At 72.4% G+C, this 20,729-nt stretch carries 21 protein-coding genes; 13 read left to right on the top strand and 8 right to left on the bottom strand.

Annotation, left to right across the window (positions count from 1 at the left end):
- The 5 genes from ACIQGV_RS03790 (at position 1) to ACIQGV_RS03770 (ending at position 3,670) form a co-directional block, all read left to right on the top strand.
- Positions 1–1,068, top strand: coding sequence for a PhoH family protein (locus ACIQGV_RS03790; protein WP_402489991.1), 1,068 nt, complete (start codon positions 1–3; stop codon positions 1,066–1,068).
- Between the two features lie 13 nt (positions 1,069–1,081).
- On the top strand, positions 1,082–1,579 hold the full coding sequence (gene ybeY, locus ACIQGV_RS03785) for an rRNA maturation RNase YbeY (RefSeq protein ID WP_402489988.1): 498 nt from the start codon (positions 1,082–1,084) through the stop codon (positions 1,577–1,579).
- Between the two features lie 7 nt (positions 1,580–1,586).
- A complete protein-coding gene (locus ACIQGV_RS03780) occupies positions 1,587–2,891 on the top strand; it encodes a hemolysin family protein (protein ID WP_402489985.1) in 1,305 nt (434 codons plus the stop codon).
- Positions 2,888–3,247: an MmcQ/YjbR family DNA-binding protein gene (locus ACIQGV_RS03775; protein WP_402489982.1), complete on the top strand. Its 360-nt coding sequence runs from the start codon at positions 2,888–2,890 to the stop codon at positions 3,245–3,247. Before ACIQGV_RS03780 ends, ACIQGV_RS03775 begins: the two co-directional genes overlap by 4 nt.
- A gap of 69 nt (positions 3,248–3,316) precedes the next feature.
- Positions 3,317–3,670: a cytidine deaminase gene (locus tag ACIQGV_RS03770; RefSeq protein WP_402489980.1), complete on the top strand. Its 354-nt coding sequence runs from the start codon at positions 3,317–3,319 to the stop codon at positions 3,668–3,670.
- Between the two features lie 204 nt (positions 3,671–3,874).
- Here the strand turns inward: ACIQGV_RS03770 and ACIQGV_RS03765 are convergent, their stop codons facing one another.
- Together ACIQGV_RS03765 and ACIQGV_RS03760 are read right to left on the bottom strand one after the other, a co-directional pair.
- Complete coding sequence (locus ACIQGV_RS03765; RefSeq protein ID WP_402489978.1) at positions 3,875–4,213, bottom strand: P-II family nitrogen regulator; 339 nt, start codon at positions 4,211–4,213, stop codon at positions 3,875–3,877.
- Positions 4,210–5,520, bottom strand: coding sequence for an ammonium transporter (locus ACIQGV_RS03760; RefSeq protein ID WP_402489976.1), 1,311 nt, complete (start codon positions 5,518–5,520; stop codon positions 4,210–4,212). Before ACIQGV_RS03760 ends, ACIQGV_RS03765 begins: the two co-directional genes overlap by 4 nt.
- Before the next feature lie 164 nt (positions 5,521–5,684).
- On the opposite strand from ACIQGV_RS03760, the gene era reads away from it, so the two are divergent.
- The gene (gene era / locus ACIQGV_RS03755) at positions 5,685–6,638 is read left to right on the top strand and encodes a GTPase Era (RefSeq protein ID WP_402489974.1); all 954 of its coding nucleotides are present in this window, start codon (positions 5,685–5,687) and stop codon (positions 6,636–6,638) included.
- Between the two features lie 86 nt (positions 6,639–6,724).
- Here the strand turns inward: era and ACIQGV_RS03750 are convergent, their stop codons facing one another.
- Positions 6,725–7,573 carry a helix-turn-helix transcriptional regulator gene (locus ACIQGV_RS03750; protein WP_402489971.1) on the bottom strand — a complete coding sequence of 283 codons (849 nt, stop codon included), beginning with the start codon at positions 7,571–7,573 and terminating at the stop codon, positions 6,725–6,727.
- A 119-nt stretch (positions 7,574–7,692) separates the two neighbouring features.
- Here ACIQGV_RS03750 and ACIQGV_RS03745 point away from each other — a divergent pair, with 119 nt between their 5' ends.
- Positions 7,693–8,547 carry an NAD-dependent epimerase/dehydratase family protein gene (locus ACIQGV_RS03745; RefSeq protein WP_402489968.1) on the top strand — a complete coding sequence of 285 codons (855 nt, stop codon included), beginning with the start codon at positions 7,693–7,695 and terminating at the stop codon, positions 8,545–8,547.
- A gap of 65 nt (positions 8,548–8,612) precedes the next feature.
- On the opposite strand, the gene ACIQGV_RS03740 is transcribed toward ACIQGV_RS03745, so the two are convergent.
- The 3 genes from ACIQGV_RS03740 to ACIQGV_RS03730 are packed head-to-tail and all read right to left on the bottom strand — an operon-like array spanning position 8,613 to position 11,343.
- On the bottom strand, positions 8,613–9,929 hold the full coding sequence (locus tag ACIQGV_RS03740; RefSeq protein WP_402489965.1) for a GH1 family beta-glucosidase: 1,317 nt from the start codon (positions 9,927–9,929) through the stop codon (positions 8,613–8,615).
- 55 nt (positions 9,930–9,984) lie between these two features.
- Complete coding sequence (locus ACIQGV_RS03735; protein WP_402489962.1) at positions 9,985–10,251, bottom strand: protealysin inhibitor emfourin; 267 nt, start codon at positions 10,249–10,251, stop codon at positions 9,985–9,987.
- Positions 10,252–10,272: 21 nt separating this feature from the next.
- A complete protein-coding gene (locus ACIQGV_RS03730; protein WP_402489959.1) occupies positions 10,273–11,343 on the bottom strand; it encodes a M4 family metallopeptidase in 1,071 nt (356 codons plus the stop codon).
- 321 nt (positions 11,344–11,664) lie between these two features.
- Between ACIQGV_RS03730 and leuA the strand changes: the two genes are divergently transcribed.
- The 5 genes from leuA (at position 11,665) to ACIQGV_RS03705 (ending at position 18,566) form a co-directional block, all read left to right on the top strand.
- A complete protein-coding gene (leuA, locus tag ACIQGV_RS03725) occupies positions 11,665–13,386 on the top strand; it encodes a 2-isopropylmalate synthase (RefSeq protein ID WP_402489956.1) in 1,722 nt (573 codons plus the stop codon).
- Positions 13,387–13,570: 184 nt separating this feature from the next.
- Positions 13,571–14,269: a TerB family tellurite resistance protein gene (locus tag ACIQGV_RS03720; protein WP_402489953.1), complete on the top strand. Its 699-nt coding sequence runs from the start codon at positions 13,571–13,573 to the stop codon at positions 14,267–14,269.
- Positions 14,270–14,551: 282 nt separating this feature from the next.
- A complete protein-coding gene (locus ACIQGV_RS03715) occupies positions 14,552–16,621 on the top strand; it encodes an MMPL family transporter (protein WP_402489950.1) in 2,070 nt (689 codons plus the stop codon).
- A gap of 116 nt (positions 16,622–16,737) precedes the next feature.
- Positions 16,738–17,904 carry a sensor histidine kinase gene (locus ACIQGV_RS03710; protein ID WP_402491024.1) on the top strand — a complete coding sequence of 389 codons (1,167 nt, stop codon included), beginning with the start codon at positions 16,738–16,740 and terminating at the stop codon, positions 17,902–17,904.
- Positions 17,901–18,566 carry a response regulator gene (locus tag ACIQGV_RS03705; protein ID WP_402489948.1) on the top strand — a complete coding sequence of 222 codons (666 nt, stop codon included), beginning with the start codon at positions 17,901–17,903 and terminating at the stop codon, positions 18,564–18,566. Before ACIQGV_RS03710 ends, ACIQGV_RS03705 begins: the two co-directional genes overlap by 4 nt.
- A gap of 114 nt (positions 18,567–18,680) precedes the next feature.
- Here the strand turns inward: ACIQGV_RS03705 and ACIQGV_RS03700 are convergent, their stop codons facing one another.
- Positions 18,681–19,613, bottom strand: coding sequence for a hypothetical protein (locus tag ACIQGV_RS03700; protein ID WP_402489945.1), 933 nt, complete (start codon positions 19,611–19,613; stop codon positions 18,681–18,683).
- A complete protein-coding gene (locus ACIQGV_RS03695) occupies positions 19,610–20,161 on the bottom strand; it encodes a SigE family RNA polymerase sigma factor (protein WP_402489942.1) in 552 nt (183 codons plus the stop codon). Before ACIQGV_RS03695 ends, ACIQGV_RS03700 begins: the two co-directional genes overlap by 4 nt.
- 121 nt (positions 20,162–20,282) lie before the next feature.
- Here ACIQGV_RS03695 and ACIQGV_RS03690 point away from each other — a divergent pair, with 121 nt between their 5' ends.
- Positions 20,283–20,717, top strand: a complete 435-nt coding sequence (locus tag ACIQGV_RS03690) for a protein phosphatase (RefSeq protein WP_402489939.1) — start codon at positions 20,283–20,285, stop codon at positions 20,715–20,717.
- The last annotated feature ends 12 nt before the right edge of the window (positions 20,718–20,729 follow it).

Here is a 20,729-nt window from a genome sequence, read left to right as displayed (position 1 = left end):
ATGACTCAGACACCCACAGCTCACAGCCCTGCGCAGGGGCAGGCACGAGCGCAGTTCACCGTCCCCGCCCAGCACCCGATGGTCACCTTGCTGGGGTCCGGCGACTCCCTCCTGCGCGTGATCGAGAAGGCCTTCCCGGCGGCCGACATCCACGTCCGGGGAAACGAGATCAGCGCGGTCGGCGAGCCTGCGGAAGTCGCCCTGATACAGCGCCTGTTCGACGAGATGATGCTGGTGCTCCGCACCGGACAGCCGATGACGGAGGACGCAGTGGAACGCTCGATCGCCATGCTGAGGGCGAGCGAGAACGGCGAAGGCCCGGAGGAGACCCCGGCCTCGGTTCTCACCCAGAACATCCTTTCCTCGCGCGGGCGCACCATCCGCCCCAAGACGCTCAACCAGAAGCGCTACGTCGACGCGATCGACAAGCACACGATCGTCTTCGGCATCGGCCCCGCGGGCACCGGCAAGACCTATCTCGCCATGGCCAAGGCGGTGCAGGCCCTTCAGTCCAAGCAGGTCAACCGCATCATCCTGACCCGTCCGGCCGTCGAGGCCGGAGAGCGCCTCGGCTTCCTGCCGGGCACGCTCTACGAGAAGATCGACCCCTACCTGCGCCCGCTCTACGACGCGCTGCACGACATGCTCGACCCCGACTCCATCCCGAGGCTGATGGCCGCCGGGACGATCGAGGTCGCGCCGCTCGCCTACATGCGCGGCCGTACCCTCAACGACGCCTTCATCATTCTCGACGAGGCCCAGAACACCAGCCCCGAACAGATGAAGATGTTCCTCACCCGCCTCGGCTTCGACTCGAAGATCGTGATCACGGGTGACGTGACCCAGGTCGACCTGCCCAACGGCACCAAGTCGGGCCTGCGTCAGGTCCAGGACATCCTGGACGGCGTCGAGGACGTCCACTTCTCCCGGCTGTCGTCGCAGGATGTCGTCCGGCACAAGCTGGTGGGCCGTATCGTCGACGCGTACGAGCAGTACGACAGCCAGCACGGCACGGAGAACGGCACGCACAAGGGCGGCCGGGGCAAGGCCGGGCACAAGGGGAAGTAGACCGAGCAGGACCATGTCGATCGACGTCAACAACGAATCCGGAACCGAGGTCGACGAGCAGGCGATCCTCGACATCGCCCGCTACGCACTCGCACGGATGCGCATCCACCCGCTCTCCGAGCTCTCGGTGATCGTCGTGGACGCCGATGCCATGGAACAGCTGCACATCCAGTGGATGGACCTGCCCGGGCCCACCGATGTCATGTCGTTCCCCATGGACGAGCTGCGCCCGCCCTCCAAGGACGACGACGAGCCCCCGCAGGGCCTGCTCGGCGACATCGTGCTGTGCCCGGAGGTCGCCACCAGGCAGGGCGCCGAGGCGGAGACGCAGCACACCATGGACGAGGAGCTCCAGCTCCTCACCGTCCACGGTGTGCTGCACCTGCTCGGCTACGACCACGAGGAACCGGACGAGAAGGCCGAGATGTTCGGCCTCCAGGCGGCCATCGTGGACGGCTGGCGGCAGGAGAGGGGCCTGACCGGCCCGTCCCCGGCCCCGACCGTCTCCTAGGGCGGCCATGAGTCCGCAACTCGTCCTCGGCGCGATCCTCCTCGTCGTCGTCGCATGGCTCGCCGCCTGCGCGGAGGCCGGCATCGCGCGGGTCTCCAGCTTCCGCGCCGACGAGGCGGTGAAGTCCGGCCGCCGCGGCAGCGCGAAACTCGCGCAGGTGGCGGCCGACCCCACCCGCTACCTCAATGTGGCGCTCCTGGTCCGCGTCGCCTGCGAGATGGCCGCCGCGGCTCTCGTCACGTACGCCTGCCTGGAGGAGTTCTCCTCCACCGCCCAGGCCCTGCTGGTCGCCATCGCGGTCATGGTCCTCGTGTCGTACGTCGCCGTCGGCGTCTCCCCGCGCACCATCGGCCGCCAGCACCCGCTGAACACGGCCACCGCCGCGGCGTACGTCCTGCTGCCCCTCGCCCGGGTCATGGGCCCGATCCCGTCGCTGCTGATCCTCCTCGGCAACGCCCTCACCCCCGGCAAGGGCTTCCGCCGCGGCCCCTTCGCCTCCGAGGCGGAACTGCGGGCGCTGGTGGACCTCGCCGAGCAGGAGTCGCTCATCGAGGACGACGAACGGCGCATGGTGCACTCCGTCTTCGAGCTCGGCGACACCCTGGTGCGCGAGGTGATGGTCCCGCGCACCGACCTGGTCGTCATCGAGCGGTTCAAGACGATCCGGCAGGCCCTCACCCTCGCCCTGCGCTCCGGTTTCTCCCGGATACCGGTGACCGGCGAGAGCGAGGACGACATCGTCGGGATCGTGTACCTGAAGGACATGGCCAGGAAGACGCACATCAACCGCGACGCCGAGTCCGAGCTGGTCTCCACCGCGATGCGGCCCGCGTTCTTCGTGCCCGACACCAAGAACGCCGGCGACCTGCTGCGGGAGATGCAGAAGGAGCGCAACCACGTCGCCGTCGTCATCGACGAGTACGGCGGCACCGCCGGAATCGTCACCATCGAGGACATCCTGGAGGAGATCGTCGGTGAGATCACCGACGAGTACGACCGGGAACTGCCGCCCGTCGAGGACCTCGGCGAGGACCGCCACCGCGTCACCGCCCGCCTCGACATCACCGACCTCGGCGAGCTGTACGGCCTGGAGGAGTACGACGACGAGGACGTCGAGACCGTCGGCGGCCTGCTCGCCAAGGCCCTCGGCCGGGTCCCCATCGCCGGTGCCTCCGCCGTGGTCGGCCTCCCCGACGGCCGGGAACTGCGGCTGACCGCGGAGGCGTCGGCGGGCCGCCGCAACAGGATCGCGACCGTGCTGGTCGAGCCGGTCGGACCCGCCGACCCCACCGAGGAGACGGAACCCGAGTGACGCCCCAGGAGCTGCGCGCCTTCTGCCTGTCGTTCAACGCGGCCGTGGAGGACTTCCCGTTCCGGCCGGAGATCTCCGTCTTCAAGGTCCAGGGCAAGCTCTTCGCCCTCAGCGACCTGGGCGCGCGGCCCCTGACGGTCAACCTCAAGTGCGACCCCGACGACGCCGTCCGGCTGCGGGAGCGGCACCCGGGGCTGGTCGTCCCCGGCTACCACATGAACAAGCGCCACTGGAACACCGTCACCGCCGACGGCGAGCTTCCCGACCGTCTGGTCCGGGAGCTCGTCGAGGACTCGTACGACCTGGTCGTCGCGGGCCTGCCACGGGCCGACCGGCTCCGCCTCGACCGGCCCTAGCGTTCCGCCCGCCCGGATGACGTACCCCGTGGCGGGGCGGGGTCCGGGTGCGTACGTATCCTCGTGTGCATGACCGACAGCAACGCGCTCGACCCCGAGGACCGCAAGATCGTCACCCTGGCGCGCTCGGCCCGGGCCCGCAACGGTGTGCCCGAGGGCGCGGCCGTGCGTGACGACACCGGCCGTACGTATGTCGCCGGGACGGTGGAGCTGGATTCGCTGAAGCTCAGCGCGCTGCGGACCGCCGTCGCGATGGCGGTGGCGTCCGGGGCGAGGTCCCTGGAGGCGGCGGCGGTCGTGACCGGGGCGGAGTCCGTGCCGGACGCGGACGTGGCCGCGGTGCGGGATCTCGGCGGGGCCGGGACGCCGGTGCTGGTCGCGGGGGCCGACGGGACGGTGCGGGCGGTTCTCACCGTGGAGTGAGCGGGGCGGTGGCGGGGCCTCGGGTGGTGACCGGGTGCGGGTTCGTGGCGGTTGTTTGCGCAGTTCCCCGCGCCCCTGGGGGGTGGGGTTTCGGGCGGTGACCGGGTGCGGGTTCGTGGTGGCTGGTCGCGCAGTTCCCCGCGCCCCTGGGTGTCTTGGTGCTTGAGCGAGTTCCGTGGGCGCGGGGCCGGGGGCGTGTGGTGGTCAGAGGGCGTCCGGGCCTCGTTCGCCGGTGCGGACCCTCACGACCGTCTCCACCGGCAGGGCCCAGACCTTGCCGTCGCCGATCTTGCCGGTGTGGGCGGCCTTCACGATCGCGTCGATGACGTCGTCGGCGGCCGCGTCCTCGACGACGACCTCGATGCGGACCTTGGGTACCAGGTCGACCTGGTACTCGGCGCCGCGGTAGACCTCGGTGTGGCCGTGCTGCCGGCCGTAGCCGCTCGCCTCGGTGACGGTCAGGCCCTGGACGCCCAGCTCCTGGAGGGCGGTCTTCACCTCGTCGAGGCGGTACGGCTTCACAATCGCGGTGATGAGCTTCATCCCTGGGGCCTGACCTTCTGGGCGGTGGGGGCGACGGAGTGGGTGACCGGGGCTCCGTGGCCCAGGACGCCGTGATCGTATGCGGTCTCCGCGTGCACCGTAAGGTCCAGGCCGGTGTGCTCCTGCTCCTCGCTCGCCCGGAAGCCCAGCACCCTGTCGATGAGCTTGCCGATCCCGTAGGTGACGGCGAAGGCGTACGCCCCGACCGCGGCGACGGCCACCAGCTGCCTGCCGAGCTGCCCGAACCCGCCCCCGTACAGCAGGCCCTCCGGGCCGCCGGTCATGGAGTCCACCGCGAAGACGCCGATGAGCAGCGTGCCGATGATCCCGCCGACCAGATGCACCCCCACCACGTCCAGCGAGTCGTCGAAGTTCAGCCGGAACTTCCAGCTCACGGCGTAGGAGCAGACGGCACCCGCGGCGAGTCCGACGACGAGCGCGCCGAGCAGGGACACCGAGCCGCAGGACGGGGTGATGGCGACCAGGCCGGCGACCGCGCCGGAGGCGGCGCCCAGGGTGGTGGGGTGGCCGTCGCGCTTCTGCTCGACGAAGAGCCAGCCCAGCAGGCCGGTGCAGCCGGCGGCGAGGGTGTTGAGGAACACGGCCGCCGCGAGGCCGTTCGCGCCGAGCGCCGAGCCCGCGTTGAAGCCGAACCAGCCGAACCACAGCAGACCCGCGCCGAGCACGACCATCGGCAGGTTGTGCGGGCGCATCGCGTCCTTCTTGAAGCCCAGACGCGGGCCCAGCACCAGACACAGCGCGAGACCGGAGGCACCGGAGGTGATCTCCACGGGCAGACCGCCCGCGAAGTCCAGCGCGCCCAGACCGTCGAGAATCCAGCCGCCAGGCCCCCACGTCCAGTGGGCGACCGGAACGTATACCAGCAGCGTCCACACCGGCACGAACACCAGCCACGCCCCGAACTTCGTCCGGTCCGCGACCGCGCCGCTGACCAGAGCCGCCGTGACGACCGCGAAGGTGAGCTGGAACGTGGCGAACAGCAGGGTCGGGACCGTGCCCTGCACGCTGTCCGGTGTGATGCCGGACATGCCGAGATGGTCCAGGCCGCCGAGGAGACCGCCGCCCGTGTCCTCGCCGAAGGCGAGCGAGTAGCCGGCCGCCAGCCACACCACGGTGACCAGCGCGATCGACACGAAACTCATCATCAGCATGTTGAGGACGCTCTTCGTGCGGACCATGCCGCCGTAGAACAGGGCCAGCCCCGGGGTCATCAGCAGAACCAGGGCGGTCGCGGCGAGCAGCCAGGCGGTGTCGCCGGTGTCGACGTGCGCTGCGGCAAGAGTCACGGTCGTCTCCAACGGGTGGGGGGTTGCGTCAGAGATTCACCGCTTGCGGTTTCCGGTCGCGTACGGGTGTGTTTCCGTGACGTTTCGTTGCCGCCGGGTTTCCGGGAACTCACCGTGCGGCGCCTGGTGCGGCGGGGCTCCGGGGATCAGGGAGAATGGGCGGCATGAGCGTTCGCACCCAGTCATCCGAACAGCCGGCCGAAGCGGTCCACCGGGCCGGTTTCGCGTGCTTCGTGGGCCGCCCCAACGCGGGCAAGTCCACCCTCACGAACGCTCTGGTCGGGCAGAAGGTGGCGATCACCGCCGACCAGCCGCAGACCACCCGGCACACCGTGCGGGGCATCGTGCACCGGCCGGACGCCCAGCTGATCCTGGTCGACACCCCCGGCCTGCACAAGCCGCGCACCCTGCTGGGCGAACGGCTGAACGACGTGGTCCGTACGACCTGGGCCGAGGTCGACGTGATCGGCTTCTGCCTCCCGGCGAACGAGAAGATCGGCCCCGGTGACCGCTTCATCGCCAAGGAGCTGGCGGGGATCAGGAAGTCCCCGAAGGTCGCCATCGTCACCAAGACGGACCTCGTCGACTCCAAGACCCTCGCCGAGCAGCTGATCGCCGTCGACCAGCTGGGCAAGGAGCTGGGCATCGAGTGGGCGCAGATCGTCCCGGTGTCGGCGACCGCGAACAAGCAGGTCGACCTGCTGGCGGACCTGCTGATCCCGATGCTGCCCGAGGGCCCCGCCCTCTACCCCGAGGGCGACCTCACCGACGAGCCCGAGCAGATCATGATCGCGGAGCTGATCCGGGAGGCCGCGCTGGAGGGCGTCCGTGACGAGCTGCCGCACTCCATCGCCGTGGTGGTGGAGGAGATGCTCCCGCGCGAGGACCGCCCCGCCGACAAGCCGCTCCTCGACATCCACGCCAATGTCTACATCGAGCGCCCCAGCCAGAAGGGCATCATCATCGGCCCCAAGGGCAAGCGCCTGAAGGACGTCGGCATCAAGTCCCGCAAGCAGATCGAGGCCCTCCTCGGGACACCGGTCTTCCTGGACCTGCACGTCAAGGTCGCCAAGGACTGGCAGCGCGACCCGAAGCAGCTGCGCCGGCTGGGGTTCTGAGGACCGGATCCGAAGCGGCCCGGCCGGCTCGGCCTCCGCGCCGGCTCGGCCTCCGCGCCGGCCGGACCGCCGGACCTCCGTGCCGCTCAGGGCCGTCCGGCCGACATGTCCTGGAGGCCGATGACGCCCAGCAGCCGCAGCCGGTCGTGGGCCTCGGTGCCCGGGCGGGCCGTGTGGACGACGAGCCACTGACGGTGGTCGGGGCTGAGCAGGGTCTCGCACTCCAGCTCCAGCAGACCGACCACCGGGTGCCGGAACCGCTTCGTCGAGGACCGCCGTACCGCGACCTCGTGCCGCTCCCACAGCCGGGCGAACTCCGGGCTGCGGGACCGCAGCCCGGTCACCAGCGCGGCCGCCTCCCGGTCGCCGGGATGGGCCGCCGTCACCGCCCTGAGGCTCGCGACATGGGCGCGCGCCAGATCCGGCCTGTCCTCCTCGGGAAACAGCTCACGCGTGGCCGGATCCAGGAAGAAACGGCGGACCAGATTGCGCTCGCGCGGCGGCCGCCCGTCCGCGTCCCCCGTCAGCGCCTTGGACAGCGCGTTCTGCGCGAGCACGTCCCCGGTGTCCGTCACCACCTGCGCCGGGCTGTCGTGCAGCCGGTCCAGGATCAGCAGCAGCCCCGGACGCACGTACGCCGACGCCGTGTCCCGGCGCGGCGGCTCCTCGCCGGTCAGATGGAACAGATGGTCGCGCTCGTCCTCGCCCAGCCTGAGCGCCCGCGCCAGCGCCGTCAGCATCTGCCGGGACGGCCGCGGCCCCCGCGACTGCTCCAGGCGCGTGTAGTAGTCCACCGACATCCCGGCCAGGGACGCCACCTCCTCCCGGCGCAGTCCGGGCGTGCGGCGGCGGGCACCCGCCGCCAGCCCCACGTCGGCGGGGGAGAGACGGCCGCGGCTGCGGCGCAGGAAATCGGCGAGTTCGGCGCGGTCCACCCCTCCAGCCTGCGGCACGCCGGGCCGCTTATCCAGGCACTGCCGATCCCCTGATCAAGAGGTCTCTCCCGCCGTCCGGCCGCCCGCCCGAGGCTGGTGGGCGACGAGAGGAGCACATCGTGCTGACATTGGTGACCGGTGCGACAGGACAGGTCGGACGGCGTTTCGTGCCCCGGCTGATCGCCCAGTCCCGGCCGGGGGAGAGGGTCCGCGTCCTGGTGCGCGACCAGGAGCGCGGCGAACCCTTCGCCGCGCTCGGTGCCGAGGTCGTCCTCGGCGACCTGCGGGACGAGGAGGCGCTCGGCAGGGCGGTGGCCGGGACGGACGCCGTGGTGAACGCGGCCGCCGCGTTCCGGGGCGTGCCCGACGAGGAGGCGTGGGCGGTCAACCGCGACGCCGCGCTGGCGCTGGGCCGGGCCGCGGCAGCCTCCGGCGTACGGCGGTTCGTGCAGGTGAGCACCGGACTGGTGTACGGGACCGGACGCGGGCGGCCGCTGACCGAGGACGACCCCGGCGAGCCGGGCGGGGAGATGTGGGGCGCCTACACGGCGTCCAAACTGGAGGCCGAGCAGGGGCTGCTCGCCCTGGAGGGGCCCGGGGTGCGGATCGGCCGGCTCACCTTCGTCTACGGCGAGGGCGATCCGCATCTCGCGCAGTCGCTGAGGTGGGCCGCGAACTGGGCCGCGGCCCAGCGGCTCCAGATGGTGCACCACGCCGACGTGGCGCAGGCGCTGCTGCGGCTGCTGCACGCGCCGGGCGTGGACGGCCGGGTGTACAACATCGCCGACGACAGTCCTGTCACGGCGGTGGAGCTGCATCTGCTCAACGGGGCCGAGGTGCCGGACGCGCTGTACGAGCGGGCCGATCCCGACCCGTGGGCCGGGATCACCTCGACCGAACGCCTCCGGCGGGAGCTGGGGTTCCGGCCGCTGTTCCCGTCCGTGTACGCGGCGCGCGAGGCGGGGGCGCTGTAGCGCCCTTTGCCGTCCCGGCCGGTGTGCGGCGGCGGCCCGCGGCGCCGTCGTGGTTCCCCGCGCCCCTAGAGGCGCTGCTGCCCCAGCATGTCCGCGAACCAGGTGTACGACGCCTTAGGGGTGCGTTCCTGGGTCTCGGGGTCGACGTGCACCAGGCCGAACCGCTGCGTGTAGCCCTCCGCCCACTCGAAGTTGTCCAGCAGCGACCACACGAAGTACCCGCGTACGTCGACACCCGCCTCGACGGCCCGGTGCAGGGCGCGGAGGTGGCCGTCCAGGTAGGTGATGCGCGCCTGGTCGTCGAGTCCGTCGTACGAGCAGCCGTTCTCGGTGACGACGACGGGCGGGAGCCGGTCGCCGTAGCGGTCGTGGAAGCCGGTGAGCAGCTCGGTCAGGCCCTCCGGGACGACCGGCCAGCCGAAGGCGGTCGTGGGGACGCCCTCGATCTCGCGCAGGGAGAAGGGGAGTTCGGCGGGCATCCGGACGCCCCCGAAAGAGGTCTCGGTGCCCTGCGGGGCGCCCACCCGGGCCGGCGCGTAGTAGTTGACGCCGTACCAGTCCAGGGGCTCGGAGATGATCTTGAGGTCGGCGGGGACGTCGCCGGGCATCAGCTCGCCGAGGCCGTCGGGGTAGGCGCCCAGCAGCAGCGGGTCGGCGAACAGCCGGTTGAGCAGCAGGTCGTAGAGGTCCGCCGCCTCGACGTCGGCCTGCTCCTTCGAGGCCGGCCAGGTCGGGCCGTGGGAGTTGGCGATGCCGATGTCCGCGGCGCCGGCCGCGCGCAGCGCCCGTACGGCCAGGCCGTGGGCGAGGAGCTGGTGGTGGGCGACCGGGAGGGCGTCGAAGAGGAGCTGCCTGCCGGGGGCGTGGACGCCGAGCGCATGGCCCAGCAGGGTGTGCTCGGCGGGCTCGTTGAGGGTGATCCACTTGTCCACGCGGTCGCCGAGCCGCCCGGCCACGACCGACACGTGCTCCGCGAACCGTGCGGCCGTGTCCCGCTCCAGCCAGTCCAGCCCGGCCGGCAGGTCCCAGTGGAACAGCGTCGGCACCGGGCGGATCCCCGCCGCGCACAGCTCGTCCACCAGCCGGTCGTAGAAGCCGAGGCCGCCGTCGGCGAGCACCCGGGGCCAGGAGACCGAGAAACGGTAGGCGTCCACGCCCAGCCCGGCCAGCAGCGCCACGTCCTCCCGGTAGCGGTGGTAGTGGTCGCAGGCCACCGCGGCCGTGGAGCCGTCCTTCACCCGTCCCGGCCCGGCCGTGAAGGTGTCCCAGACGGACGGGGTGCGCAGGTCCGCCGCGCCCTCGATCTGGTGGGCCGAGGTGGACACGCCCCACAGGAAACCGGCCGGGAACGGGGGGATCGGGTCGCGCGCTTCAGTCGCCATGCGCCGGATCATCCGTACCCGCGGTAACGGAAGTCAACGGGTCGGCGGCGACCGGTCACGCGCCTTCCTTGAGCACCCTCGTGACGAGCGTGCGCTGGTCCTCGGTCAGCCCCGGGTCCGCGCAGTGCACGGTCGTGCCGTCCACCGTGATCTCGTAGGAGAACCCGTCGGGCACACCGATCGGGGGCGTGCCCCGGCCGTCCGCGAGCACGCGCCCGGCCAGGGCCTGCCACTCCGCGGCGTCGGGGCGTCCCGAGGTGTCCACCTCGGCGTGCCGCTCGATGCCCGCGAAGCCTCCCGTGCGTCTCACCTGAATCCGCATGAGGTCCTGTCTAGTACGGAACTACAGCGTGCGCACGCCCACCTGTTCCCATGCCTTGGTGACGGCCGTGAGTTCGTCGCCCTCGCCGAAGCGGGCCCTGGCCGCCTTGACGGTGAGGCCGGCGAAGTCCGTGAACAGGGCGTCCTCCGTGAGTTCGCCGCCGGTCAGCACGTCGTACCAGACCCGGCCCGCGCGTTCCCAGGCGTGGCCGCCGAGGGCGGTGGCCGCCAGGTAGAACGCGTGGTTGGGGATGCCGGAGTTGATGTGCACGCCGCCGTTGTCCCGGCCGGTGTGGACGTAGTCGTCCATCGTGCCGGGCTGCGGGTCCTTGCCGAGGACGTCGTCGTCGTACGCCGAGCCCGGCTCCTTCATCGAGCGCAGGGCCGTGCCGGTCACCCGCGGGGCGAGCAGGCCCGCGCCGATGAGCCAGTCGGCCTCGGCGGCGGTCTGGCCGAGGGTGTGCTGCTTGATCAGCGAGCCGAAGACGTCCGACAGCGACTCGTTGAGGGCGCCGGACTGGCCGAAGTAGGCGAGGTTCGCCGTGTACTGGGTGACGCCGTGGGCGAGTTCGTGGCCGATGACGTCGATGGGGAGGGTGAAGTCGAGGAAGATCTCCCCGTCCCCGTCGCCGAACACCATCTGCTCGCCGTTCCAGAAGGCGTTGTTGTAGTCCTTCTCGTAGTGGACGGTGGCGTCCATCGGCAGGCCCGAGCCGTCGATCGAGTCGCGTTCGAAGGCGCTCAGGAACAGCTCGTAGGTGGCGCCGAGACCGGCGTACGCGCGGTTGACGGTGGCGTCCCTGCCGGGCTCGTCGCCCTCGGCGCGGACCTTCTTCCCGGGCAGGTCGGTGCGGTGCCGGGCGTCGTAGATCGTGCGGTTCGGGCTGCCGGGCCCGGCGAGGGCGGCCGCGGCCGGGGCCGGGGCGCCGATCACCGTGGTCAGGCGGCGCTGGGTGCGCTCGAAGGCGTCGCGCTGGAGGGTCCGGCGGGCGGGCCCGGCGAGCGCGGGATCCTCGGCCTGCGCGAGCTTGTCGAGGACATGGGGCGGGACGATGGTGCAGAAGACGGGCTCGAAGCCCCCGTTCGTCGTCATGCCGGGCACCCTTGCACTGAGTCACGCCGCTGTCACCACCCGCAACCATGATTGATGAAAAGGCCCCGCGAGCGGCCCGGATCGGCCGCCCGGAGTGGTATGGCGCACTTTTTGTCCGATATGGCTCCCGTATCCCGCATACTGATACGGACCTCCGCATCCGGGGCGGCTCGGCTAGCATGCTGCGCATCATGCGTTTCGGGCTGCTTCTCCTTAGCTGCCGCGGCGAGGGCCTGTAGTCGAGGCCGACCCCCTCCCCGCGGAGCTTTGGCGTTGCGTCGTCGGCCGTCCTTCCGGACATCCAGAGGAGCCCTACGCATCATGGCCAACCGCCAGCAGCCCACCTCCATGCCGATCCACAAGTACGGCCGTTACGACCAGGTCGACATCGCGGACCGCACCTGGCCGAACCAGCGGATCACCACCGCCCCCCGCTGGCTCTCCACGGACCTGCGCGACGGCAACCAGGCCCTGATCGACCCGATGTCGCCCGAGCGCAAGCGCCGGATGTTCGACCAGCTGGTCAAGATGGGCTACAAGGAGATCGAGGTCGGCTTCCCCGCCTCCGGCCAGACCGACTTCGACTTCGTGCGCTCCATCATCGAGGAGCCCGGCGCGATCCCCGACGACGTCACCATCTCCGTACTGACCCAGGCCCGCGAGGACCTGATCGAGCGGACCGTGGAGTCCCTGAAGGGCGCCCGGCGTGCCACGGTCCACCTGTACAACGCCACCGCCCCGGTCTTCCGCCGGGTCGTCTTCCGCGGCTCCAAGGACGACATCAAGCAGATCGCCGTCGACGGCACCCGCCTGGTGATGGAGTACGCCGAGAAACTGCTGGGCGACGAGACCGAGTTCGGCTACCAGTACAGCCCCGAGATCTTCACCGACACCGAGCTGGACTTCGCGCTGGAGGTCTGCGAGGCGGTGATGGACACCTACCAGCCGGGGCCGGGCCGCGAGATCATCCTCAACCTGCCCGCCACCGTGGAGCGTTCCACGCCCTCCACCCACGCGGACCGCTTCGAGTGGATGCACCGCAACCTGTCGCGCCGCGAGCACGTCGTCCTGTCGGTCCACCCCCACAACGACCGCGGCACCGCCGTCGCCGCCGCCGAGCTGGCGCTGATGGCCGGCGCCGACCGCGTCGAGGGCTGCCTGTTCGGACAGGGCGAGCGCACCGGCAACGTCGACCTGGTCACCCTGGGCATGAACCTGTTCTCCCAGGGCGTCGACCCGCAGATCGACTTCTCCGACATCGACGAGATCCGTCGCACGTGGGAGTACTGCAACCAGATGGAGGTCCACCCGCGCCACCCGTACGTGGGCGACCTGGTCTACACGTCCTTCTCCGGCTCCCACCAGGACGCCATCAAGAAGGGCTTCGACGCGATGGAGGACGAGGCCCGGGCCAAGGGCGTCACCGTCGACGACATCGAGTGGGCGGTCCCGTACCTGCCGATCGACCCCAAGGACGTCGGCCGCTCCTACGAGGCGGTCATCCGGGTCAACTCGCAGTCCGGCAAGGGCGGCATCGCCTACGTCCTGAAGAACGACCACAAGCTGGACCTGCCGCGCCGGATGCAGATCGAGTTCTCGAAGCTGATCCAGGCCAAGACGGACGCCGAGGGCGGCGAGGTCACCGGCGGCGACATCTGGGCGGTCTTCCAGGACGAGTACCTGCCGAACCCGGACAACCCGTGGGGCCGCATCCAGCTGAAGGCCGGCCAGTCCACCACCGACAAGGACGGCGTGGACACGCTGACCGTGGAGGCCGAGGTCGACGGCGGCGAGACCACCCTGGTCGGCACCGGCAACGGTCCGATCTCCGCCTTCTTCCACGCGCTGCAGGGCATCGGCGTCGACGCCCGCCTGCTGGACTACCAGGAGCACACCATGAGCGAGGGCGCCTCCGCGCAGGCCGCCTCGTACATCGAGTGCGTGATCGACGGCAAGGTCCTGTGGGGCATCGGCATCGACGCCAACACCACGCGCGCCTCGCTGAAGGCGGTCGTCTCCGCCGTGAACCGGGCGGCCCGCTGACCGCTCCGACCGGCCCGAAGTGCCCCGTCCGCCGGACCTCCGGCGGGCGGGGCACCGTCGGATACCGGCCAAGCAGGCCCCGAGATCACGGAAAGGTCTCGTTCGGGGTGCTGACTCCGCCTCCGCAATGTGGCTAACATCACGCCAGCGCGGCGATGTTGCCGCGAGGTTACGGAGGTGCGACGTGCTGCCAGGACGGGGACGAGACGGCCGGGCCCACAAGGCTGCGCCCATCCTGGGCATCCGTACCGCGTGGACCGCCGTCGGCGACGGGCATTTCTTCTGCCCCGGCTGCGGCGGCGACCGCAACTACCAGCGGCTCACCGGACGCCGCCGCTTCACCCTGCTGGGCGTGCCCGTGCTCCCGCGCGGCGAGACCGGGCCGGCCGTCGAATGCGCCGACTGCCGGCGCCACTACGGCACGGACGTCCTCGACCACCCCACCACCAGCCGCTTCTCCGCGATGCTCCGCGACGCCGTGCACACCGTCGCCCTCGCGGTCCTCGCCGCGGGCGGCGGACCCCGTGCCCGGCTCGCCCTGACCGCCGCCGCCGGAGCCGTCCGCCGGGCCGGGTTCGACGACTGCACGGAGGAACAGCTCAACGCGCTGGTGGAGGCCCTCGCCGCGGACACCGGCCGGATGTACGGCGCTCCCTGCGGGCCCGGGCTGGCCATAGAGCTCCACGAGGCCCTCGACCCGCTGGCCCCCCACCTCGCCCCGCCCGGCCGTGAGGCGATCCTGCTCCAGGGCGCCCGGATCGCCCTCGCGGACGGTCCGTACACCGCCGCCGAACGGGAGGTGCTCGCGACGGTCGGCTCCGCCCTGACCATCACGGCCGACGACGTGACCCGCCTGCTGGCGGCCGCGGGCACACCGTCCTGACCCCGGGCCCCGCCGCCTGACCCCGGGCCCCGCCGCCTGACCCCGGGCTCCGCCGCCTGACCCCGGGCTCCGCCGCCTGACCCCGGGCTCCGCCGCCTGACCCCGGGCCCCGCCCCCGCCCGGGCCCGGGCCCGCCCTGGTTACTCCCACGGGAGTAATCCGCCCTCCGCGCCACCCCGGGCAGTACCCCCGAACTCGGTCTCCCGTCCGACGATCCGGCGGCCCGCGGCCGGGAGTCTGGAACCGCATCCAGACATCCGTGCCGGAGGGAGGGCCCGATCCATGGGGGCCGGAAAGACACAGACGAGGCGACGAGCCGTTCCGTGGGTGATGCTCGCGCTGTGGGTCGGCGTGCTCGCCGTCGCGTCGCCGTTCGCCGCGAAACTCGCCGACGTGCAGCGCGACCGCATCACCGACTATCTGCCCGCGAGCGCCGACTCCACCCAGGTGGCCGTGCTCCAGGAGCGGCTGCCGGGCGGCGAGACCACCCAGCTCGTCCTCGTGTACCAGCGCGACGGCGGCCTCACCACGGCCGACCGCGCCACCGCCGGCCGGCAGGTCGCCGCCATCGCCGGCGAGCACGAACTGACCGCCGCCCCGCAGGGCGTGCCGTCCGAGGACGGCAGCACGCTCATGTACGCGGTCACCACCAACGAACCCGGCGACGACGAGGACCTGCGCAACGCGTTCGTCGCCGACGTGCGCGACACCGCCCGCTCCGGCGGCGGCCTCACCGTCGAGGTCGGCGGCCCCGGCGCACTGAGCGCCGACGCCGCCAAGGTCTACGACTCCCTCGGCGGCCCCCTGCTCTACACCACCGTCGGTGTCGTCGCCGTCCTGCTGATCCTCATCTACCGCAGCCCCGTGCTGTGGCTGGTCCCGCTCGTCGTCGCCGGCATCGCCGACTACCTCTCCATGGGTGTCGCCTACGGCCTCAACAGCGTCTTCGGCACCTCCGTCTCCGGGCAGAGCTCCGGCATCATGACGATCCTCGTCTTCGGCGCCGGCACCGACTACGCCCTGCTCCTGGTCTCCCGCTACCGCGAGGAACTGCGCCGCTTCGAACGGCCCTACGACGCCATGACGGCCGCCCTGCGCGGCTGCGGGCCCGCCGTGCTGGCCTCCTCCGGCACCGTCGCCGCCGGACTGCTGTGCCTGCTCGCCGCCGACCTCAACTCCAACCGCGGCATGGGCCCCCTCGGCACCGTCGGCGTGCTGTGCGCGCTGGTCGCCATGCTGACCCTGCTGCCCGCGATCCTGGTCCTGCTCGGCCGCCGGGTGTTCTGGCCGCTCGTCCCCGCCCTCGGCTCCGCCCCCAAGGCCCGCCGCTCGCTGTTCGCCGCCATGGGCAGCTCCGCCGGCCGCCGGCCGGTGACCGTCCTCGCCTCCGGCGCGGCCCTGCTCGGCGCGCTCGCCCTCGGCGCCCTCAACCTGCCCGGCACGGTCAAGCAGGAGGACTCCTTCGTCGACCGGCCGGAGTCCGTGTCCGCCCTGCAGACCCTGGCCGATGCCTACCCGGAGAGCTCCAGCCAGCCCATCACCGTCATGAGCCCCGCCGGCCGCGCCGACGAGGCCCTCGCCGCGGTCCGCGCCACCGACGGCGTCGGCAGCGCCCGGGCCGGACGCACCGGCGGCGGCTGGACCGAGATCTCCGTGTTCGCCTCCGCGCCGCCGCAGAGCGCCGGTGAGACCCGCACGATCGAAGCCCTGCGCGACAAGCTCGACGGCTCCTACGTCGGCGGCCCCAGCGCCCAGCAGATCGACCTGAAGGACACCAACGCCCGCGACCGCAAGGTCGTCGTGCCGATCGTCCTCGTCTCCGTTTTGCTCATCCTGATCGCCCTGCTGCGCTCCCTGGTCGCCCCGCTCCTCCTGGTCGTCGCCGTGGTCGCGGTGTGGGGTGCCGCCCTCGGCCTCGGCGGCCTGGTGTTCGGGCCGCTGCTCGGCTTCGAGGGCACCGACCCGGGGCTCGGGCTGCTGTCCTTCGTGTTCCTGGTCGCCCTCGGCGTCGACTACGGCATCTTCCTCATGCACCGGATGCGCGAGGAGTCCCTGAGCGGCGCCGAACCCGTCACGGCCGCGCTCACCGCCCTGCGCACCACCGGCGGGGTCATCGCCTCCGCGGGCCTGGTCCTCGCCGCGACCTTCGGCGTGCTGATGAACATGGGCCTCGTCCAGCTCGTCGAACTCGGCTTCGTCATCGCCGTCGGCGTGCTCCTCGACACCTTCCTCGTCCGCACCTACCTGGTCACCAGCGCGAGCGTCGCCCTCGGACGCAAGGTGTGGTGGCCCGGCCCGATGTCCCGGGCGCCGCAGCCCGCACCGGAGGTCCGGCAGCCGGAACGCGTGTGACCCCCACGCGCCCGTGCGGCCCCGAGGGCGCCCCTCCCTGCCGGAGGGGCGCCCTCCTCACGGAGGATGAGCCCGTGCCCCAGACAGCCCCGAGACCCCGCATAGGCGAACGGATCATGGCGGCGGTCAACCGCGACCCGCGGACCGCCCCGCACGCCGTCCGCAACGACATCCTGCTCGCCCTCGCCACCGCCCTCCACGCCGTCGCCCTCGCCCTCCTCACCGACGAGGGACGACGGCCCGACGCCCTCGGCTGGACCCTGCTGCTCGCCGCGCAGGTGCCGATCGTGTGGCGGCGGCGCCGACCGCTGCTCGTGCTCGCCGCGGTGGTCGTGCTGGTCGGGCCGTACCACGCCCTCGACTTCAACCACGCGGCCCCCACCCCGGCCGCGTACGTCGCCCTCTACACCGTCGCCGTCACCTGCCGCCCGCTGTTCACCCTCGTGACCTGCGGCGCGGTCCTGGCCGTGACGGTGACGATCATGCTGATCGTCAACCACCACCAGGGCGTGGAGCTGCTGCGGATCTCCGGCTGGGTGATCGCCGTGGTCTTCGTCGGCATCGACGTGCGCTTCTACCGGCAGTACATCGCCGCCGTCGTCGAACGCGCCGAACGCGCCGAACGCACCCGTGAGGAGGAGGCCCGCCGCCGGGTCGCCGAGGAACGGCTGCGCATCGCCCGCGACCTGCACGACCTGCTCGCCCACAGCATCACCCTGATCGGTGTGCAGACCTCTGTCGCCGCGCACGTCCTGAACGCCGACCCCGGCCGTCTGGACCGCACAGCCGTCGCCACCTGCCTGGACGACATCGCCGAGACCTGCCGCACCGCCCGCGGCGAGCTGCGCACCACCCTGGAGGTGCTCCGCGAGCACGGCAGTCCCGACACCCGCGACCCGCTGCCCGGGCTGCCCGGCCTGGACGGCCTCGCCGAGGCCGCCCGGGTCGCCGGCGCCAGGGTCGAGCTGACGGTCACCTCCGACGAGGTGCCGCCCGCCGTCGGCGCAGCCGCCTACCGGATCGTGCAGGAGGCGCTCACCAACGCCGTACGGCACGGCGGGCGCGACGGCCTCGGCATCCGCGTCGGGGTCCGCGCCGGGGAGGGCGCCCTGCGGGTCACCGTCACCGACGACGGGGCCGGCACCGCCGGGGGCACGCCCGGCTTCGGGCTCGTCGGCATGCGCGAGCGGGCGCGCAGCGTCGGCGGCACCCTGGACGCCGGCCCGCTGCCCGGCCAGGGCTTCGAGGTCAGTGCCGTACTGCCGCTGGGAGGAACCCCGTGACCATCCGTGTACTGCTCGCCGACGACCAGACCCTCGTACGGGCCGCGTTCGCGATGCTCGTCGAGTCCGCTCAGGACATGGCCGTCGTGGGACAGGCCGGCACCGGCCGCCAGGCTCTCGAACTGGCCCGCAGCGAACGCGCCGACCTGGTGGTGATGGACATCCGCATGCCCGACCTCGACGGCATCGAGGCCACCCGGCTGATCGCCTCCGACGAGGATCTGGCCGGGGTGAAGGTGCTCGTGCTGACCACGTACGACAGCGACGAGAACATCGTCGAGGCCCTGCGCGCCGGAGCCTCCGGGTTCCTGGTCAAGGACACCCGTCCCGCCGAACTCCTGGACGCCATCCGCACGGTGGCCGGCGGTGACGCCCTGCTCTCGCCCGGCCCGACCGCCCGGCTCATCGCCCGCTTCCTGCGCAGCGCCACCGCGCCCCCCGCCGAGGGCGGTCCCGAGTGCCTGTCGGACCGTGAGCGCGAGGTGCTCACGCTGGTCGCCCGGGGGCTGAACAACACCGAGATCGGCGAGTCCCTCGGGCTGAGCCCGCTGACCGCGAAGACCCATGTCAGCCGCATCATGGGCAAGCTGGGCGCCCGCGACCGGGCCCAGCTGGTCATCGTGGCGTACGAGTCGGGGCTGGTGACACCGGGAGCGGTGTGAGGGGCGGGGGACCGCCGTCCGGGCGGCCCGGGCGGCGGTCCCCGTTCCGGACCGGACCGGCCGGGTCCGGCGCCGACCCCTGTACGGCGCCGCCCCCGGCCGGTCCGGGTGTCCTCAGGAGACGGTCTTCTCGTACGACGGGTCCTGGTCGGAGTCGTAGACGAGTTCACCGCCCTTGCCGTAGCCCTTGATCCGCGGGGCCTTCGTGACCTGCTCGGTCAGCTCGCCGGTGGCGGCGAACCAGCCGTGGTCCAGCGCCGCCTCGCTGGTGCGGCCGCCGTAGGACACGGTCACCCGGTCCACCGACTCCTCCACCGTGCCGATGGAGCCCCAGCGGAACGGCAGCTTCCAGTCGCCGTTCCCGAGGATCGACTGCGAGTACAGCTTCCGGCCGTTCATGTCCGGCGCCACCGGCCCCGCGCCCGGCACGACGTCCACCGTGCCGCTGTTGACGCCGGAGGCGGCTCCCTCCCTGATGCTGCAGATCAGCCGGAACGACCGCGGCTGTTCCTTCACCCCCACGACGAAGAAGCCGTCGCCCGGGGCGTTGCTGTCCCCGGTGCTGCGCATCCCCAGCAGCAGGCGGTAGTCGGAAGCCCTGCCCAGGTCCTGCCGCGGGGACCCCTTCACCCGGTACGCCTTGTCCAGGGCGATGCAGTCCCGCAGCGCGGACGCCGCCTGTTCGTAGGTGATGCCGTCGAGCAACTGCCCCTCCGTCGCCGGGCGTCCCGGCCCCTTGGGGGCACCCGCCGGGCTCTTCGCCGGGTTCCCGGACACCGTCGCGGCGACGGGGGGCCGGGGCGCCGCGGTGTCGCCGCCCCCGCCGTCCGGACCGTTCAGCGCGTACGCCCCCACCGGAGCCGCGGCCAGCGCGACCAGCGCCGCCCCGGCCGTCGCCAGACGCCGCCGCCGCTCGGCGATCCCCTGCCGGCGGATCGCCGCGTACGGCACCGCCGACGGCCTGAGCGCGCAGGCGTCCTCCGTGAGCAGTTCGCGCATCTGCTCCTCGAAGCCGTGCCCGTCCCCGCTTCGCTCCTCGTGGTTCACCTGTTGCCTCCCAGCCCCGCTGTCGACGTACGTCTCGCCTCCGGCCGGTCCACGACCTGGGCGAGCCCCGGATACACACGCAATTTCGCCAGGCCCTTGGACGCCTGGCTCTTGACCGTGCCGGGCGAGCAGCCGAGCGTGTCGGCCACCTCCGCCTCCGACAGGTCCTCCCAGTAGCGCAGGACGACCACCGCCCGCTGCCGGGACGGCAGTTCGGCCAGCGCCCGCAGCAGCGTGCCGCGCTCGTCCGCCCGCGACACCGCGTCCTCACCGGCCGCCCGCTCCGGCGGCATCGCGGTCAGCGCCTCACGCACCCGCCGCTTGCGGAACCGGTCGCTGTTGCAGGTGACCAGCATCCTGCGGACGTACGCCTCCGGGTGGTCGCTGCGCGAGACCCGCCGCCATGAGCGGTACGCCTTCGCCAGCGCCGTCTGCGTCAGGTCCTCGGCCAGATGGGCGTCCCCGGTGAGCAGATACGCCGTGCGGACGAGATGCGACCAGCGCGCCCGGACGAACTCCTGGAACCGGTCCTCTTGTTCGGCCTGCATCAGGCTCCTTCCTCCTCGCCCTCCAGACCACCTGTCCGACGGATTCGGTTGCCCGGGGAAGGGGGCGATGCGCTTGGATGGCAGCCGGGTCCGCGCGCGGCGGCCCGGAGGAGGTGCGGACATGGGGGAGACCTGGGAGGCGGGTGCCGCCGGGGTGCTGCGGCTGCCGTCGGGCCGGCTCGTACGGGGACGGGGGCTGCGCCGGCCGCTCGACCCCGGGGCGCCGCCGCCCGCCCACGGGGTCTATCTGCTGGGCCGGCGCCCGCCCGAGGTCCCCTGGGAGAGCCGCTGGCTGCGCTGGCCCGACTTCCGCCTCCCGGCCGACCGCGAGGCCGCCCGCGCCGTGCTCGCCGAGGCGTGGGAACGGGCCGCCGTCGAGCGCGTCGAACTCGCCTGCGGCGGCGGCCGGGGCCGCACCGGTACGGCCCTGGCCTGTCTCGCCGTCCTGGACGGCGTACCGCCCGAGGACGCCGTGGCGTACGTCCGCGCCCACTACGACCGCCGCGCGGTGGAGACACCCTGGCAGCGGCGCTACGCGGAGAGGTTCGGGAGGTAGGCCCCGGCGCGG

This window comes from Streptomyces sp. NPDC093094 (assembly GCF_044754345.1).
Lineage (GTDB): Bacteria > Actinomycetota > Actinomycetes > Streptomycetales > Streptomycetaceae > Streptomyces.
This window is presented reverse-complemented; position numbering and strand designations above follow the sequence as displayed.

Excerpts from the sequence above, each read along its gene's own strand:
- ACIQGV_RS03740 (WP_402489965.1), bottom strand. The coding sequence starts at position 9,929 with ATGGCGACTGAAGCGCGCGACCCGATCCCCCCGTTCCCGGCCGGTTTC.
- ybeY (WP_402489988.1), top strand. The coding sequence starts at position 1,082 with ATGTCGATCGACGTCAACAACGAATCCGGAACCGAGGTCGACGAGCAG.
- ACIQGV_RS03690 (WP_402489939.1), top strand. The coding sequence starts at position 20,283 with ATGGGGGAGACCTGGGAGGCGGGTGCCGCCGGGGTGCTGCGGCTGCCG.
- ACIQGV_RS03790 (WP_402489991.1), top strand. The coding sequence starts at position 1 with ATGACTCAGACACCCACAGCTCACAGCCCTGCGCAGGGGCAGGCACGA.
- leuA (WP_402489956.1), top strand. The coding sequence starts at position 11,665 with ATGGCCAACCGCCAGCAGCCCACCTCCATGCCGATCCACAAGTACGGC.
- ACIQGV_RS03730 (WP_402489959.1), bottom strand. The coding sequence starts at position 11,343 with ATGACGACGAACGGGGGCTTCGAGCCCGTCTTCTGCACCATCGTCCCG.
- ACIQGV_RS03765 (WP_402489978.1), bottom strand. The coding sequence starts at position 4,213 with ATGAAGCTCATCACCGCGATTGTGAAGCCGTACCGCCTCGACGAGGTG.
- ACIQGV_RS03715 (WP_402489950.1), top strand. The coding sequence starts at position 14,552 with ATGGGGGCCGGAAAGACACAGACGAGGCGACGAGCCGTTCCGTGGGTG.
- ACIQGV_RS03770 (WP_402489980.1), top strand. The coding sequence starts at position 3,317 with ATGACCGACAGCAACGCGCTCGACCCCGAGGACCGCAAGATCGTCACC.
- ACIQGV_RS03710 (WP_402491024.1), top strand. The coding sequence starts at position 16,738 with ATGGCGGCGGTCAACCGCGACCCGCGGACCGCCCCGCACGCCGTCCGC.
- ACIQGV_RS03735 (WP_402489962.1), bottom strand. The coding sequence starts at position 10,251 with ATGCGGATTCAGGTGAGACGCACGGGAGGCTTCGCGGGCATCGAGCGG.
- era (WP_402489974.1), top strand. The coding sequence starts at position 5,685 with ATGAGCGTTCGCACCCAGTCATCCGAACAGCCGGCCGAAGCGGTCCAC.
- ACIQGV_RS03780 (WP_402489985.1), top strand. The coding sequence starts at position 1,587 with ATGAGTCCGCAACTCGTCCTCGGCGCGATCCTCCTCGTCGTCGTCGCA.
- ACIQGV_RS03695 (WP_402489942.1), bottom strand. The coding sequence starts at position 20,161 with ATGCAGGCCGAACAAGAGGACCGGTTCCAGGAGTTCGTCCGGGCGCGC.